This window comes from Paenibacillus salivarius (genome assembly GCF_051307165.1).
Taxonomy (GTDB): Bacteria; Bacillota; Bacilli; order Paenibacillales; family Paenibacillaceae; genus Fontibacillus.
In genome coordinates this window covers 2,018,799-2,033,215 of sequence record NZ_CP195592.1, presented here as the reverse complement: position 1 = coordinate 2,033,215, position 14,417 = coordinate 2,018,799, and the positions used below count along the sequence as shown (strand labels likewise).

The window sequence follows — 14,417 nt, the reverse complement described above, 5'->3', positions numbered from 1 at the left end:
CCCGCATTGAATCAACTGCCGACCGGCACACTCATCACCATCATCTCGGTTATGGGCTCCCTTCTCCTTACGCTCGCCAGCATCATCGGTTATTTTCTCAAAGACATTCGTGCCAGCGTGAAAGAAAATCAGTCCTCCCTGGACAAAAACCTCCAGGAGATCGAGAAGGACATCTCCAATTTTAAGGCCGAGCTGCCGCAAAAGTACGTTCTGAAGGACGACTTCAACCGCGCCCTGAAGGAGCTGAAGGACGATCAGACGCGGGCGATCGCGGGGCTTGAGCATAAAGTCGATACGCTCACCCGCGACGTGCGGGAAATGCTCCAGAGCGTGAGCAAATTGACGGGAGCTGGAGGGAAAGGCGAATGAACAACAAGGAAGCAAAAGAAATCCGGGGATTCATCCTGACGATCCTCAAGGTCCAATATCCAAGTCCGGCCAGCGACCGGTTGATCTCGCTGACGCTGAACGACAGTCAGCTGGACGGATCGCTGCCGCAAATCCGCAGGCACCTGCACTACCTCGAAGAGAAAGGGTACGCCCGCACCGAGGAAGGCAACGAGCTCGGCATCCAGCGCACGATGGCCGCCCTGACCGCCAAGGGCATCGATCTGCTGGACGGCAACATCCCGGATGATCCTGGTGTGCTGGTGATCCGCTGATGAGCAGCCGCCGCAAGCACAGCAAAGTGCTTCAGCTGCCGCCGGAAATCGTCGAGGCGGTCAACAAAAAACTGACGACCGGCGCAACGTACCGCGACATCGCGGACTGGATTAACCAAATGGCTGAACAAACAGGCGTTGAAGTCAGTCACGTCACAGTACATCGGTACGGCAAAGACTTCCTCGGACGGCTGGAGAAGCTGCGGATCGCCCGCGAGCAGGCCAAGGCGATCATCGAAGACAACAAGGATCGACCGGCCACGGAAATGACCGAGGCGGCATCCAATCTGGCCGTGCAGCTCATCCAGGAAACACTGATGGCCGCCCAGGACGAGGGCGGCGTGATCGACAAGGGCTTGATCGAAACCATGAAGGCACTCGCCCAGCTGGAGCGCAGCTCGGTGCAGCGTGAGAAGCTGAAGCTGGAGTTCCGGCAGAAGGCCGAGAAGGCCGTCAAGGCGATCGAGGAAACCGGGCGACAAAAGGGGCTTGACGCGGAGACGCTGGCCTACATCAAAGAGCAAGTCTACGGCATCCTATGACGCAGCCCGCGATCCAGCTTACCGAATACCAGCGCAAATGGGTCGAAGACAAGAGCCGGTTCAAAATCTCCCTGAAAGCCCGGCAGACCGGCTTCTCGTTCGCGGTTTCGCTGGAAGTCGTCCTCGACTGTCTCGATCACCGAACGACGTGGGTGCTCCTCTCACGCGGGGAACGGCAAAGCAAGGAGCTTATGGAGAAGGTCGCCATGCACACCCGCGCGATCGGCGTCGCCTGCGAGGAGCTGGAGACGACCTTCCGCATCGACGACCAGGACATCCGCCAGCTGGAGGTTCGCTTCCCGAACGGCAGCAAGATCATCGGCCTTCCGGCCAACCCGGATACCGCGCGCGGCTTCTCCGGCAACGTCGTTCTGGATGAGTTTGCTTTCCATGCGGATAGCCGGAAAATCTGGACGGCCCTCTACCCAACCATCACGCGGGGCTACAAGCTGCGCGTCATCTCGACGCCAAACGGCAAGTCGGGCAAGTTTTACGACCTGTGGATGGACAACACGGGCACCTGGTCGAAGCATTTCATCGACATCTACATGGCGAAGGAGCAAGGGCTCAATCTCGACATCGACGAGCTGCGCAAGGGCTGCGAATCGGAGGATGACTGGCTGCAAGAGTTTTGCTGCGAGTTCATCGACGAGGCCGGATCGCTCCTCCCTTACGAGCTCATCACCCCTTGCGAGACGGACGAAGCGACGTTCGCCCTGCCGGAGGGCTTCACGCCGGTCGGCGATCTGACGCTCGGCGTGGACATCGGACGCAAGCGCGACCTGACCGTCATGTGGGTGCTCGAATACACCGGCACGCTGTACTGGACGCGCGCGATCCACGTTCTGGAGAAGCAGAAGTTCAGCGTCCAGCGCGAGCAGCTGTTCACCTACCTGTCCATGCCGCGCATGCGCCGGGCTTGTATCGACGCTACCGGCATCGGCATGCAGCTCGCCGAGGAGGCGGTCGAAGCGTTCGGCACCAAGGCCGAGGCCGTCGAGTTTACCGGCCCGGTCAAGCAGGAGCTCGCGATCACCCAGCGCCGGACGTTTGAGGACAAGGCCGTGCGCATCCCGATCGACCGGGTGCTGCGCAACGACCTGCACTCGGTTCAGAAGATCACGACGGCTGCCGGGAACATCCGGTACGCCGCCGAACGCAGCGAGAACGGCCACGCGGACCGCTTCTGGGCGCTCGCCCTCTCGCTGCATGCAGCAATCAATAACCCGCATGTGTCGCTGGATGTGACGGTCGCCCGGCGCAGCACAGCGCGGAGGATGATGGAGGGATACGGATGATTCTCGGTCCAGACGGCAGACCAATCCAAAAACCGGATACGAGCGAGATCGCCCGCGTCCTGAATACGTTCGGCGCCTTCATGAAGTCGCTGCCGAACCCGGACATCATCCTGAAGAAGACCGGCAAGTCGGCGGAGATTTTCGAGGAGATGAAGACCGACGCGCATGTGTGGGCAGAGCTAACCAAGCGCAAAAGCGGCGTCCTCTCCAAGGATTGGGACGTGCTCCCTGCCTCCGACGACAAGCGCGATCTGGAGATCGCCGCCTTCGTCAAGGAGACGTTCGAGCGGCTCAACTTCGACCAGGACATGCGGCAAATGCTCGACGCCGTATTCGCCGGTCGGAACATTCACGAGCTGATCTGGACGGAACGGGACGGGCACTGGACGATCGCCAACATGAAGGACCGCCCGATCGAATATTTCACCTTCGACATCGACGGGAACCTTCGCTTCCTGAAGAGCTCGGCCGACATCGAGGGCGAGCCGGTTCCGCCGGGCAAGTTCCTAACCGTTGTCCATGAATCGGGCGACGATCACAACCCCTACGGCGTGGCGCTGGCGACGAAATGCTTCTGGGCGTGGCAGTTCAAGAAGCACGGGTTCAAATTCTGGGCGATCTTCATGGAGAAGTACGGGATGCCGACCGCCATCGGCAAGTACCAGCCCGGCACGTCGCAGGCCGATCAGGACCGGCTGCTCGATGCGCTCGTCTCGCTCGTCCAGGACGCGGCGGTCGCGATCCCGGCCAACTCATCTGTGGACTTCATCGAAGCCGGTGACGCGAAAGGCGACGCGCACGAAGCATTCCTGCGCTTCTGCAATGCGGAAATCTCGAAGGCGATCCTCGGCCAGACGCTGACGACCGAGCTGCCGACCGGCGGATCGTTCGCCGCCAGCAAGACGCACGAGGGCGTCAAGGACGAGATCATCGAGGCGGACGCCAAGATGCTCATGAGCGCGATCAACACGGACCTGATCCCGTTCCTGGTCGCCTTCAACTTCGGCGAGGTCGAGTCGTATCCGTTCTTCCATATCAGCTACGAGACCGAAGAAGTGCATAAGGAATGGGTGGAACGCGACGAGAAGCTGGTCAATATGGGCGTGCCGATCTCGGTGGATTACTTTTACGAGAAGTACAACATCCCCCGTCCCGGTAAGGATGATGTACTGGTGAAGAAGGCGGAGGTCGCCCCTTCCCCGCTGTTTGCGGAACAAAACGTCTCACAAAAAGCGCGAAAAACGCATGACCATGACCGCGAGCTGCACGTCGTCCAGTTCGCCGCCAGCGAGGACGACCAACTGGAGAGAGCCGATCAGCTTCAGCTGCTGTTCGCCCGGTCCGTGGATACGGCGCAGCCGATCGTCCGCCGGATGTGGAATCACCTGGTCCAGCAAGTGCGTGAATGGCAGGACTTCGGCGCTGCCGATGTCAAGCGTTTGCAGCCGGATCGGGACGCAATCGCCGAGCTGGCCGAGCTGATGAACCGCACCGGCATCGTCGCCTATGCGATGGGCGAGTACGGCGCGCACCTGGATTACCTGAAGGCCGAGCGCGAAGGCAGCGCCTCCTTCGCGGATGAAGACGACGAGCTGACGTATAAGGTCATTGCCAAGCCGGTCAAATTCGAGGAGGCGATCCGCTACTTCTCGCAACTGATGCCGCTGAACATCGAGCAGTACCGGAAATTGAATGAGGAGCTGAAGGCGAAGCACTTCACGCTGGCGGGCGTGCAAAGCCAGGACATGGTTCGGGCGATCCACGAGGCGCTGCTCGCCTCCCTGGAACAAGGCACGACCTTCGACGACTTCCTGAAGGCCGTGAATGCCAAGGCGGAGGCGCTCGGCATCGCCGAGGCGGACCCGTGGCACATGGAGACGGTGTTCCGCAACCAAATTCAGACGGCCTACGAAACCGGCCAGTACGAGAAGCTCCAGCAGCCGGAAATGGCGGATATGTTCCCCTTCTACCGGTATTCCGCCGTCCTGGATTCGGGCACGCGGGCCAGTCACCGGGCAATGAACGGCCTGATCGCGCATCGCGACGATCCGATCTGGCAGGAATGGTGGCCGCCGAACGGGCACCGCTGCCGCTGCGGCGTGATCGCCATCAACAAGTACCGCGCCGCCCGTGAAGGTATCACCCCGGCCAACTTCAGGCCGGACGTTTCACCCGATCCGGGCTGGGCCAAGTCCCCGAGCGTATCGCTTCGGGAAGTGCCCGAATCGGTCAAAGACCGTGAGGAATAAGGAGGCAAACAAGCGATGAAATGGTACGAAGTGTTCCGCGCCGGGCGCTATGAGCCGCAAGGCGACTTTACCGAAGACGACATTCAGCAAGTCGTGGACAACTACGACCCGAACAAGTTCGAGGCACCGATCGTCATCGGGCATCCGAAGCAGGACGATCCGGCCTTCGGGTGGGTGTCCGCCTTGAAGCGCGAAGGCGACAAGCTGCTGGCATCGTTCCGACAGGTGGTGCCCGAATTTTCGGAGGCGGTCAATGCCGGGCGTTACAAGAAAGTGTCCGTCCGCTTGCGCAAGACGGACAACGGCTGGACGCTGCGGCACGTCGGGTTCCTCGGCGCAGCCGCCCCGGCGGTGGAAGGATTGAAGCCCATCGAGTTCTCCCAGGAGGACCGTGAAGGCATACAAATCGACCTGGAATTTTCAGGCGAAAACAAGGAGGCCAAGAAGATGCCGGACAACAAGGACGACATCAAAAAAGAAGTGCGGGCCGAGCTCGAAAAAGAGTTCGCCGCCGAGCGCGAGAAGATGAGGAAGCAAATGGAGGCCGACTTCGCCGCCGAGCGCGAACGGTCCCGCAAGCAGCTGGAGCGCGAGCGCGACATCCACGCCCTGCTCGACGAGCACAAGACGAAGCTCCCTCCGGCGCTGCGGACCGGCCTGGCCGAATTCATGCAGCAGCTGCCTGACGAGGAGACGGTCGAGTTCTCGGCGGAAGGCAAAGCGGTGAAACAGTCGCCGTATCAGTTCTTCCGGTCGTTTGTCGGCAATCTGCCGGACAAGGACGCGCTGTTCACCGAGTTCGCGAAGAACCAGGCGAGCGGCAGCAAGACCGCCGACTTTGCGGTCGGCCCGAACGAGCAGGTCGATGAAGATCGGCTGGAGCTCGACAAAAAGGCCCGCGACTTCGCGGAGAAAAACAAAGTGAGCTACGAAGAAGCGGTCATCGCCGTTTCTCGGGCGTAAGGAGGGCAAGCGGCCATGAACACGCAATATAATCCCGGTCATACGATCACCCGGATCGCTTCCGCCGCGGTCGGCGAATACCGTTTCGTCACCGCAGCCGGAGCACAGGCCGGAGCCGGAGCCGCCGCGATCGGCGTTTCGCTGACCGCCGCCGCAGCTGCTGGCGCAGCGCTGACGGTCGTCACCGGCGGCACGGCCCCGGTCGTTGCAGGGGCTGCCATCAACGCCGGAGATCCTGTCACCAGCGACGCGCAAGGCCGGGCGGTTCCGGCAGCCGCAGGCAACGTCATCAACGGCGTCGCCCTGGAAGCCGCAGCTCTCGACCAGCCGGTCGAAGTGCTGATCGGCGCACCGTATGCCAAGGCATAACCAACCTAAAGGAGGCTAAACCATGCCCGGATTAGAGAAGACGAGGATCGTGGACCCGATCCTCACCAACGTGGCCATCGGCTACAAGAACGCCGAGTACATCGGTGAAAACTTGTTCCCGGTCGTGCCGGTGGACAAGGAGCAAGGCAAAATCCCGAAATGGGGCGCGGAGGCGTTCCGCATCTACAACACGCGCCGCGCGATCCGCAGCAAGACGAACCGCATCGAGATGGACGCGACGACGGTGCCCTACTCCCTGGAGGAGGAAGCGCTCGAAGCGCCGATCGACGACCGCGAGCTGGAGGAAGCAGCGGAAGTGCTGAAGTTCGAAATGAGCCGCACGAAGATGCTGACCGACAACATCCGGCTGAAGATGGAGAAGGACCAGGCGGATGCCGCGCAAAACCCGGCCAACTATTCCGCCGGTCACGTCGAAGCCCTTTCGGGCACCGCCGTATTCACCGATCCGGCCAGCAAGCCGATCGATGTGATCGGCGACGGACGATCGACCATTCGCAGCAAGATCGGCCTGTATCCGAACGTGCTGGAGATCGGCGCGTCCGTGTACGAAGTGCTGAAGAATCACCCGCAGATCATCGAAAAGATCAAGTATTCGATGAAGGGGATCGCGACGACGGACATCCTTGCCGAAATCTTCGACGTGAAGAAAGTCGTCGTCGGCAAGGCGGTGTACGCGGATCGCGACGGCACGATGAAAGATGTATGGGGCAAAAACCTCGTCCTGGCTTACGTGCCGGAGAGCTCCGCCGACATCTGGGTGCCGAGCTACGGCTACACGATGCGCAAGCGTGGCCGCCCGCAAACGTCGAAGTACCGCGACGAGACGGTCAAGTCGAACATCATCCACGTTGCCGATGTGTACGGTGTGGAGCTCACCTCCAAGGATGCGGGCTTCCTCATCACCGGTGCGGTATAAGGAGGGCTAGGTCATGGCGGACAAGGAAAAGCAAACGACGGCATCCTACAAGGCTTTGCGCCAGCTGCGGCATAACGACGAGAAGGTCAAGCCCGGCCAGACGGTCGAGCTGACCGAAGCCGAGGCGGAGCGCCTGCTCGATCTCGGCGCAATCGAAGCGCTGGAAAAGCCGAAGTCCGGGGGCAAGAACTCCGGCTCCGGCGGCAAGTCGAAGGAAGGCACGGACGACCCGAAAGGCGGCACTGGCGACCCGCCGAAAGACGGCGAGAACGACACGCCGAAAGAATAACGTCCAGACGCTCTATTTTCGATTTTGACGGCTTGGGGGTATAAAAGGACTCACCAATACACATCGGGGTGTTATAACGCCAGATAACGCCGTTATAGAACGTGCTGGAAGGTTGAAGGGAGTGACAACTGCAATGTACTGCACAATCGACGACCTGCTCGGCCAGATCGACAAGTCGAAACTGATCGAGCTGACGAACGACCGGGACAATCCGGCGGTCGATGACAACGGTCAGGAAATCATCCATGAGGGCAACGCGAACAGCGCGATCGACGCGGCGACGGCGGTTGTGAACACGTACATCGCGATGCGCTATCCCGTCCCTCTCTACCCCGTTCCGAAAATCGTGAACAAGCTGACGGCGGACATCGCGATCTACAACCTGTTCACCCGTCACTACAACGATGAGGACAACGTGTTCACGCGCCGGTACCGGGACGCGATCAAACTGCTGGAAAAGATCGCGGCGGACGAAGTGAAGCTCTCGGCCAACGAAAGCGGCATCCGCACCTACGCCCGCCGCAAGGTGTACGGCGAGGATTTTCGGAGGATGTACGACTGATGGCGGCCGAAGGCGTTCGCGTCGAGGGTGACTGGTCCCGGCTGTTCGAGATTCTCCGCGATCTGAACCTCTCCAAAAGCGAGCTGCGGATGCTGAACGCGCAAATCGCGCAGATCGTCGCCGAAGGCTCGAAGGAACGGTTCGAGACGGAGCGATCGCCGGAAGGTGAATCCTGGGAGCCGCTCTCCCCTGCTACGCTTATCGCCCGCGCCATGCGCAGAACCAGACGAAAGGACGGTTCCAGCGGGTACCGGACGAAGCGCGGCAAAGTGTCGAAGCGAGCCGAGCGGATCGTCGCCAGCGGCAAGCCGCTGAAGGATACCGGGCGGCTGATGCGCTCGATCGCCACGAAAGCGACTGGCGAAGGCGCAGCCATCGGCACAAACCTTGTGCAGGCAGCGGTCCAGCAGCTCGGCGGTAAAGCCGGGCGCGGGAAAAAGGTCGAAATCCCGGCCCGTCCTTTCCTCGGCGTATCCAGCAGCGAGGAAGCCGACATCAAGGAGCTCATCCAGGAGTTCATTCGGGAGCGTGTCCAATGATCCATACGGCAAAAAATCTCATCGAAACGACTTTGCAAACCGGCGGAATCAAGCAGATTTTCCGCGACGAAGACGCCTTCGACCGCGTTCGGGCTTCCCCTTCGGCGATCATCCTGACCGCCCGCGAGAAGCTGGAGCCCGATCACCGGAAGGCGGCCAAGTTCGAGAGCGCCGGGCGGCGCTTCCTCCGATCGAAGCGATTTAGGCGGATCACGCCGATCGAAGTGACCATCTTCGACCGCGACGAGGAAAAGGTCGATGCCTGGATTCGGTTGCTGCTTGCCGAGCTGCCGGACGGGATCGACGACGGCCAGGGCAATTATACGCCGCTTAGGCCGAAGGAAATCGAATGGATTCCCGACCAAAAGGACCGCGCGGCGGCCACGGTGTTCATCGAATTTGAATGGGGCATCTATACCGACCGCGAGCTCGGCAAGATCGAGCAGGTTCGGATCAACAACATTACGGTGGAGGAGACAAGCCCATGAGTGAAAAAACGAAACCGGCGTCCGACCCGAAACCGGCAGCGGAACAAAGGCCGATCGAAGAATGGCGGGATGCCCTGGGCACCGGCCAGACGCTTTTCGTCGGCCTCCTCGCTGCAAGCGGCTGGGCGGAAGGCTACGAATGCACGCAAAAAGAGTATGAAAAGGCCGTCGAAAGCTTCCTGAAGAAGCCCGTGCGGCCTGATAAGAAAGGATGGTGAACGGGATGCCGACAGGACTTCCTGACGCGAAAGTCGTCATCCAGGACGGCGGCCTCGGCGCATCACACGACGCGGCTGGCGGCGTCCATCTGAAAATCGGTGTTTGCTCGCTGGGCACGCCGAACCAAATATACCGGGTTTCCGACCCGAGCAAGATCGCATCCACGTTCGGGACCGGCGAGCTTGTCCGCGCGCTGCTGGATTCCATGCAGCTTGGCGCTCGTGACATCATCGTCATCCCGGCAGCGGCCAGCGTCGCGGGTACGGTCGGCGCGGTGACGAAAACCGGCACCGGCGGCAGAGTGCTGAATGTAACCGGCACGCCGAACAACCGGCACGACGTGATCGTAAAGATCGTGAAGTCGGGCGCGGCCAACGCGGCGCAGTATCAGCTCTCGCTGGACGGCAGCACGTTCGGACCGGTCCGCACGATTCCGAGCAACGGCACGATCGCCTTGCCGGACACTGGCCTGACGCTGAATTTCACGTCACCGACGCCTCCGACGACCGACAACTTCGTCGAGGGCGACGAATACCGCTTCGAGACGACCGCGCCGCAAATGAGTAATGCCGACTTTTTGGCCGCGATGAACGTGGTCAAAAACAACTCGCTGAATTACGAGTACATCCACGTCGTCGGCGAGAGCGACAGCTCCCTGTGGGCGATGTGCGCTTCTGACGCGGTGGCGCTGGAAGAGAACCACAAGCCGATCCACTTCATCTGCGAAGCGCAGCGGCCCGATGAGGGCGAAACGGTCGATCAGTGGGTGCAAGCCCTGATTACTGCCCGCCAGAGCTTCGTCAGCGACCGCGTGTCCGTCGTCGCCCCGATCGTGCAGGTCGCGGCGCTGGACGGCAGCGTCCGGTGGACGAATCTCGCAGGTGTGTATGCCGGGATTCTGGCACGCGCCCGTGTCAGCGAATCGCCGGGCAAGGTGATGAGCTTCCCGCTCACGAACGTGACGGCGCTCATGGAAGGCATGGACAACAGCCATATCAAAGCGCTCGACGACGCCGGTTACATCACGGCCCGCACGTTTGAGGGGCTCTCCGGCTTCTATATCACGAATGGCCGGATGATGGCGAATGCCGGTTCCGACTTCGAGTTCGTCGAAGTACGCCGGACCGTGGACAAGGCGGCACGGCTCGTTCGCCAGGCCAGCGTCCGGTTCGTGCAAAGCGAAGCGGACGAAGACGGACTCGACAACTTGATCGCCAATCTGGCCGCACCGCTTTCCGGTCAAATGATGTCCGCTGGAGCGCCGGAGATCAGCGACTTCACCCTTTCCATCCCGGAAGGGCAGGACATCTTCTCGACGCGCAGCCTGGACATCGATCTGGCCGTCGTGCCGATCCCGATCATGAAGTGGATCACGGTTCGGCTGAAGCTGCAAAATCCGAATTTAAGCTAAAGGAGGAAGCTGCATGATTAACGGCAAGGTGTACGATTGGGAATCGATCAGCGTCGGCCTGCCTTACGGCGTGGCGATCGCCATCTCCGGAATCGACTACGACGACGAGCTGTCCGCCGAGCTGGCGTATGGCAAAGGCGCGGCTCCGCTCGGTTACGGTAACGGCAACTATACGGCTAGCGCCAAGATCACCCTTCTGCGCGATGAGTTCAACAAGCTGTTGGATTACGCGCGCGGCCAGGGCAAGCCGCTGTACCGGCTGCCGCTCTTCCCGATCACCGTTTCATACGCCAATGACGGCGAGCGCACACGGACGGACGAAATCCGGGGCTGCAAGTTCACGAAAACGTCCAACAAAGGGGCACAAGGCGACACGAAGCTCGAAGTCGAGCTCGAAATCCTTGTGACCGGCCAAATCATCCGCGACGGCGTTCGCGCAATTTGACAGGAGGGTAACGATCCATGAGCAAAGCAGCCAAAGCACCGATCAACAAGGAAGAGCTGAAGCAAAAATATGGGCGCGTGTACGAAATTCGCATCGAAGGGCTGGAATACGAGAGTGGCGACGAAGCCGAGTTCGTCTTCTACTTCACCCGCCCGAAGTCGAGCGACATTTCCCGGTTTACGAAGGAGCTCAACTCCAAGCCGGACATGGCGATGAAAAATCTCACGTTCTCCTGCATCATTCCCGAGCAGGAAGAAGAGCTGCGTCAGGCAGCCGACGAGTTTCCGGGGCTGCCGTTTAACACCGCCAGTCGCCTGATGGAGCTTGTCGGAGCAAGCGCGGCCACCAGCTTAAAAAAGTTATAGAAGCGGTGTCCGAGCGCTTCGAGGAGATCGATTCCAACTTCCTCGAAGCCGGGCACCTGCTGATCCGCAAATACTTCCCGGAAGCTCCCGACAATCTAGAACTAGAGGACTTCTCCGAGTTCTATGCAAAGTCGTTATGGTATGAGGACCGGGAAATCAAAATCCACGCCGCTGCGATCGCAATGGCCTTCGGCAGCGGTAAGGAAAAATGACGGCGCGCGAAAGGGGGCGCATATATGGGCGGTTTAAGCTCGCTGTTCAAGTTGTCCGTCATCATGAACATGGTCGATAAAGTAACGCCGGAAGCGATGAAAGCCGGTCGGTCGATTGACAACCTTCGCGGTGACATGGGCGAGCTTGAACGGGCCTCCAAGTCGTTCGAGCGGACCGGCTCCAGCCTTCGATCGACATTGAGCGGACTTGCAGTCGCGCTCGGCGGGTTCGCTGCCGTCAAGAAGGGGTTTAGTTGGCTAGTCGGCGCAAACGCAGACATGGAACAGTACAAAAACACCTTGTCTGTCGTGCTGAAGAGCGAGGAAGAAGCCGTCAAAACGCTGGAATGGGCGCAGCAATTCGCCGCGAAAACCCCGTTCGAGATTCCGCAGATCGTCGAGGCGACGACGCGGATGTCCGCCTACGGCATCAATGCGCAGAAGACGCTCGGCATCGTCGGCGACATGGCGTCCGTCATGGGCAAAGACCTGATGCAAGCCGTGGAGGCCGTTGCCGATGCGCAGACCGGTGAGCTGGAGCGCCTGAAGGAGTTCGGGATCACCAAAGGCATGATCGAAGACCAAGCGAAGCTGATGGGATCGAACCCGATCAACAACAAGGGCCAGATCACCGATATGCAAGCCTTCAACGATGCCTTGTTCGCCCTGATGGAAGACCGGTTCAAAGGCGGCATGGAGATGCAAAGTAAGTCGTTCAAGGGCATGATCTCCAACGCCCAGGACTTCATGGGCACGCTCGGACGAAGGCTTGGCGCTCCGCTCTTTGACAAGCTGAAGGAAGGACTTGGCTCCTTCTTGGGCGTACTGGACCGACTGCAAGACAGTGGCGCGATCGACCGGTTCATCGGCAACGTACACCGAGCCGGAGCGATCGTTGCGAATGAAGTGGCTTATGCGGCAGGGCTCGTCCGCACCGGCTTCCAAGCCGTGCAGAAGGTGGCGGCCCCGATCTTCAGTTTCCTGCGGGACAACTGGCAGAGCATTCGCCCCTTCGTTCAAGGCATCGCTATCGCAATCGGCGCGGTCGCGACCGCTCTCGGTGTGATGAGGACGTACACGATGGTGGCGACGGTCGCCATGCGGCTGCTGTCGGCGGCGATGCTAACTAACCCGATCGGCTGGATCATCCTCGCCGTCGGCCTCTTGATCGGCTGGCTGATCAAGCTGAACGGCGGCATCGAGGGCACGAAAAAAGTGCTGCTCGGTTGGTTCGACACTCTGAAAACCTGGTGGCAATCGGATGGCACGCAAGCCTGGGTCAGTCGGGCGGTGTCCGCTCTGCGGCAGTTTGCCGATCAAGCGATGCAAGCGTTCGGCTGGATCAGGCAGCAGGCCGTCACGTACTGGCCGGTGATCCGGGACGCGATTGTTGAAGCCTTCGCCTACATCCAGACCAACGTGCTGCCGATCGTCACGAGAATTTTCCGAGACGTGAGCGGAATGATGGCGCGGATATGGGAAGTTGCAAGACCGATCCTGACGCAGCTGCTCGCAACCGGCGTCAAAGCGTTCCGTGACATCTGGGATGCGGTACAGCCGCTGGCCGTCACACTCGGGCGCTTGTTCCAGACGGTGTTCCCGGTCGTACTCGCGGCGGTGGCCGCGATTTACCGGGCGGTGACGACGTATCTGCCGCCGGTGCTCGCCTTCGTCGGAGAAATCTTCCTGGCGATTTATCAGGCGGTCGTGCCGATCATCACGAACGTGGTGACGAGCGTCGTCCAGGCGTTCAATGCGGTGCTGACGTGGGCGCTGGCGATATGGCCGTATGTGCAGCAAATCATCGCGGGTGTGTTCACCTTTATACAGTGGGTTTGGGCTGCAATCGGACCTTATGTCATGGCGGCGCTCGAAATCCTGAAGTCGATCATCATCAACGGATTCAACTTCATCGCAGCGACGATCCAGTTCATATGGACAACAATTAAGAGCATTATCATGATCGCCTGGGCGGTCATCTCGGGCATCATCAAGACGGCGCTGGCGATCTTCACCGGTGACTGGCAAGGCGCTTGGGATGGCGTCGTGGGTATTGTCACCGGCGTCTGGGAAGGTATCAAGACCTTCATCGGCGGATTCGGATCGTGGCTCTTTGAAAGCGGCAAAGCGATCATCAACACGCTGGTGGACGGCATCAAGTCGGTGGCGACGGCACCGGTCGAAGCGGTGAAAAACATCTTCGGCAAGGTCCGCGAGCTGCTACCGTTCTCCGATGCGAAGACCGGACCTCTCTCCGATCTGACGTATTCGGGCTCGAAAATACCGGGCACGATCGCGGAAGGCGTGGACAAGGGCGCAGGACAGCTGCGCGCCGCAGCTTCTCGGATGATGGACGGCGTGGAGCTCGATCGGACGTACCCCGTCCGCTTCATGGCGGAAACTGTGCCGACCGACATCCAGGAGCTGAGTGTCGCGGCGAGCTTCACACAAACGCTGAAGCATCAGTTCACAGACCTTGCGGGCATGATCGTCTCCGGCTTCCGTCGCGGGGCCGAATGGCTGCAAGCGGCAGCCGGATCGCTGACCTTCGGCATCCAGCCGATGCCGGTACCAGCGATCCCAGGCGGCGGAGTACCCGGCGGTTTCCCTTCACCAGCCCCGTTTCCAGGCGTTCCCGACACGGATGACGCGCCGTTCCCGGCAGCTCCGTCGCCAGGAATGCGCCCGAACCGGGTGGACGTGAAGGAAGTATTCCGCGAAAGCACGACCGTTCGTGAGACGATTCGTGAGAAAAACGGCCAGAAAGGCCCGACGATCGAATTGCATTATCACGGCGGCAGCGAACGCGAGCGCCGCAACTTCTTCGACGATCTGAAGCGATTTATCGAACAGCACAGGGAGTGAGC

At 60.4% G+C, this 14,417-nt stretch carries 18 protein-coding genes; all 18 read left to right on the top strand.

From position 1 onward, the window contains the following. The first annotated feature begins 6 nt into the window (after nt 1–6). The 18 genes from ACSFXJ_RS09010 (at nt 7) to ACSFXJ_RS08925 (ending at nt 14,415) form a co-directional block, all read left to right on the top strand. Entirely contained in the window at nt 7–369 is a 363-nt protein-coding gene (locus tag ACSFXJ_RS09010) for a hypothetical protein (protein ID WP_435924826.1), read from the top strand. Beyond that, nucleotides 366–662, top strand: a complete 297-nt coding sequence (locus ACSFXJ_RS09005) for a hypothetical protein (RefSeq protein ID WP_435924825.1) — start codon at nt 366–368, stop codon at nt 660–662. Before ACSFXJ_RS09010 ends, ACSFXJ_RS09005 begins: the two co-directional genes overlap by 4 nt. Next, nucleotides 662–1,204 carry a phage protein Gp27 family protein gene (locus tag ACSFXJ_RS09000; protein WP_435924824.1) on the top strand — a complete coding sequence of 181 codons (543 nt, stop codon included), beginning with the start codon at nt 662–664 and terminating at the stop codon, nt 1,202–1,204. The genes ACSFXJ_RS09005 and ACSFXJ_RS09000 overlap by 1 nt, the downstream gene beginning before the upstream one ends. Then, nucleotides 1,201–2,502, top strand: coding sequence for a terminase large subunit domain-containing protein (locus ACSFXJ_RS08995; RefSeq protein ID WP_435924823.1), 1,302 nt, complete (start codon nt 1,201–1,203; stop codon nt 2,500–2,502). Before ACSFXJ_RS09000 ends, ACSFXJ_RS08995 begins: the two co-directional genes overlap by 4 nt. After that, the gene (locus ACSFXJ_RS08990; RefSeq protein WP_435924822.1) at nt 2,499–4,751 is read left to right on the top strand and encodes a phage portal protein family protein; all 2,253 of its coding nucleotides are present in this window, start codon (nt 2,499–2,501) and stop codon (nt 4,749–4,751) included. Before ACSFXJ_RS08995 ends, ACSFXJ_RS08990 begins: the two co-directional genes overlap by 4 nt. Before the next feature lie 15 nt (nt 4,752–4,766). Further along, a complete protein-coding gene (locus ACSFXJ_RS08985; protein WP_435924821.1) occupies nt 4,767–5,714 on the top strand; it encodes a hypothetical protein in 948 nt (315 codons plus the stop codon). A gap of 15 nt (nt 5,715–5,729) precedes the next feature. Beyond that, nucleotides 5,730–6,083, top strand: a complete 354-nt coding sequence (locus ACSFXJ_RS08980) for a capsid cement protein (RefSeq protein ID WP_219639040.1) — start codon at nt 5,730–5,732, stop codon at nt 6,081–6,083. 22 nt (nt 6,084–6,105) lie between these two features. Next, nucleotides 6,106–7,020 (top strand): hypothetical protein, encoded by a 915-nt coding sequence (locus ACSFXJ_RS08975; protein WP_435924820.1) that lies wholly within the window; start codon nt 6,106–6,108, stop codon nt 7,018–7,020. Between the two features lie 13 nt (nt 7,021–7,033). Next, nucleotides 7,034–7,309: a DUF7210 family protein gene (locus ACSFXJ_RS08970; RefSeq protein ID WP_435924819.1), complete on the top strand. Its 276-nt coding sequence runs from the start codon at nt 7,034–7,036 to the stop codon at nt 7,307–7,309. 121 nt (nt 7,310–7,430) lie between these two features. Continuing rightward, a complete protein-coding gene (locus ACSFXJ_RS08965; RefSeq protein ID WP_435924818.1) occupies nt 7,431–7,871 on the top strand; it encodes a DUF1320 domain-containing protein in 441 nt (146 codons plus the stop codon). Beyond that, entirely contained in the window at nt 7,871–8,410 is a 540-nt protein-coding gene (locus ACSFXJ_RS08960) for a phage virion morphogenesis protein (protein ID WP_435924817.1), read from the top strand. Before ACSFXJ_RS08965 ends, ACSFXJ_RS08960 begins: the two co-directional genes overlap by 1 nt. Then, nucleotides 8,407–8,898, top strand: a complete 492-nt coding sequence (locus ACSFXJ_RS08955) for a hypothetical protein (protein ID WP_435924816.1) — start codon at nt 8,407–8,409, stop codon at nt 8,896–8,898. Before ACSFXJ_RS08960 ends, ACSFXJ_RS08955 begins: the two co-directional genes overlap by 4 nt. Beyond that, nucleotides 8,895–9,116 (top strand): hypothetical protein, encoded by a 222-nt coding sequence (locus ACSFXJ_RS08950; protein ID WP_219639046.1) that lies wholly within the window; start codon nt 8,895–8,897, stop codon nt 9,114–9,116. Before ACSFXJ_RS08955 ends, ACSFXJ_RS08950 begins: the two co-directional genes overlap by 4 nt. 5 nt (nt 9,117–9,121) lie before the next feature. Continuing rightward, entirely contained in the window at nt 9,122–10,528 is a 1,407-nt protein-coding gene (locus tag ACSFXJ_RS08945) for a DUF2586 domain-containing protein (RefSeq protein ID WP_435924815.1), read from the top strand. A 13-nt stretch (nt 10,529–10,541) separates the two neighbouring features. Beyond that, nucleotides 10,542–10,973, top strand: coding sequence for a hypothetical protein (locus ACSFXJ_RS08940; protein WP_219639048.1), 432 nt, complete (start codon nt 10,542–10,544; stop codon nt 10,971–10,973). Nucleotides 10,974–10,990: 17 nt separating this feature from the next. Beyond that, entirely contained in the window at nt 10,991–11,338 is a 348-nt protein-coding gene (locus ACSFXJ_RS08935) for a DUF6848 family protein (RefSeq protein ID WP_219639049.1), read from the top strand. Nucleotides 11,339–11,343: 5 nt separating this feature from the next. Continuing rightward, nucleotides 11,344–11,550: a hypothetical protein gene (locus tag ACSFXJ_RS08930; RefSeq protein WP_219639050.1), complete on the top strand. Its 207-nt coding sequence runs from the start codon at nt 11,344–11,346 to the stop codon at nt 11,548–11,550. Nucleotides 11,551–11,574: 24 nt separating this feature from the next. Further along, nucleotides 11,575–14,415: a hypothetical protein gene (locus ACSFXJ_RS08925; RefSeq protein WP_435924814.1), complete on the top strand. Its 2,841-nt coding sequence runs from the start codon at nt 11,575–11,577 to the stop codon at nt 14,413–14,415. The last annotated feature ends 2 nt before the right edge of the window (nt 14,416–14,417 follow it).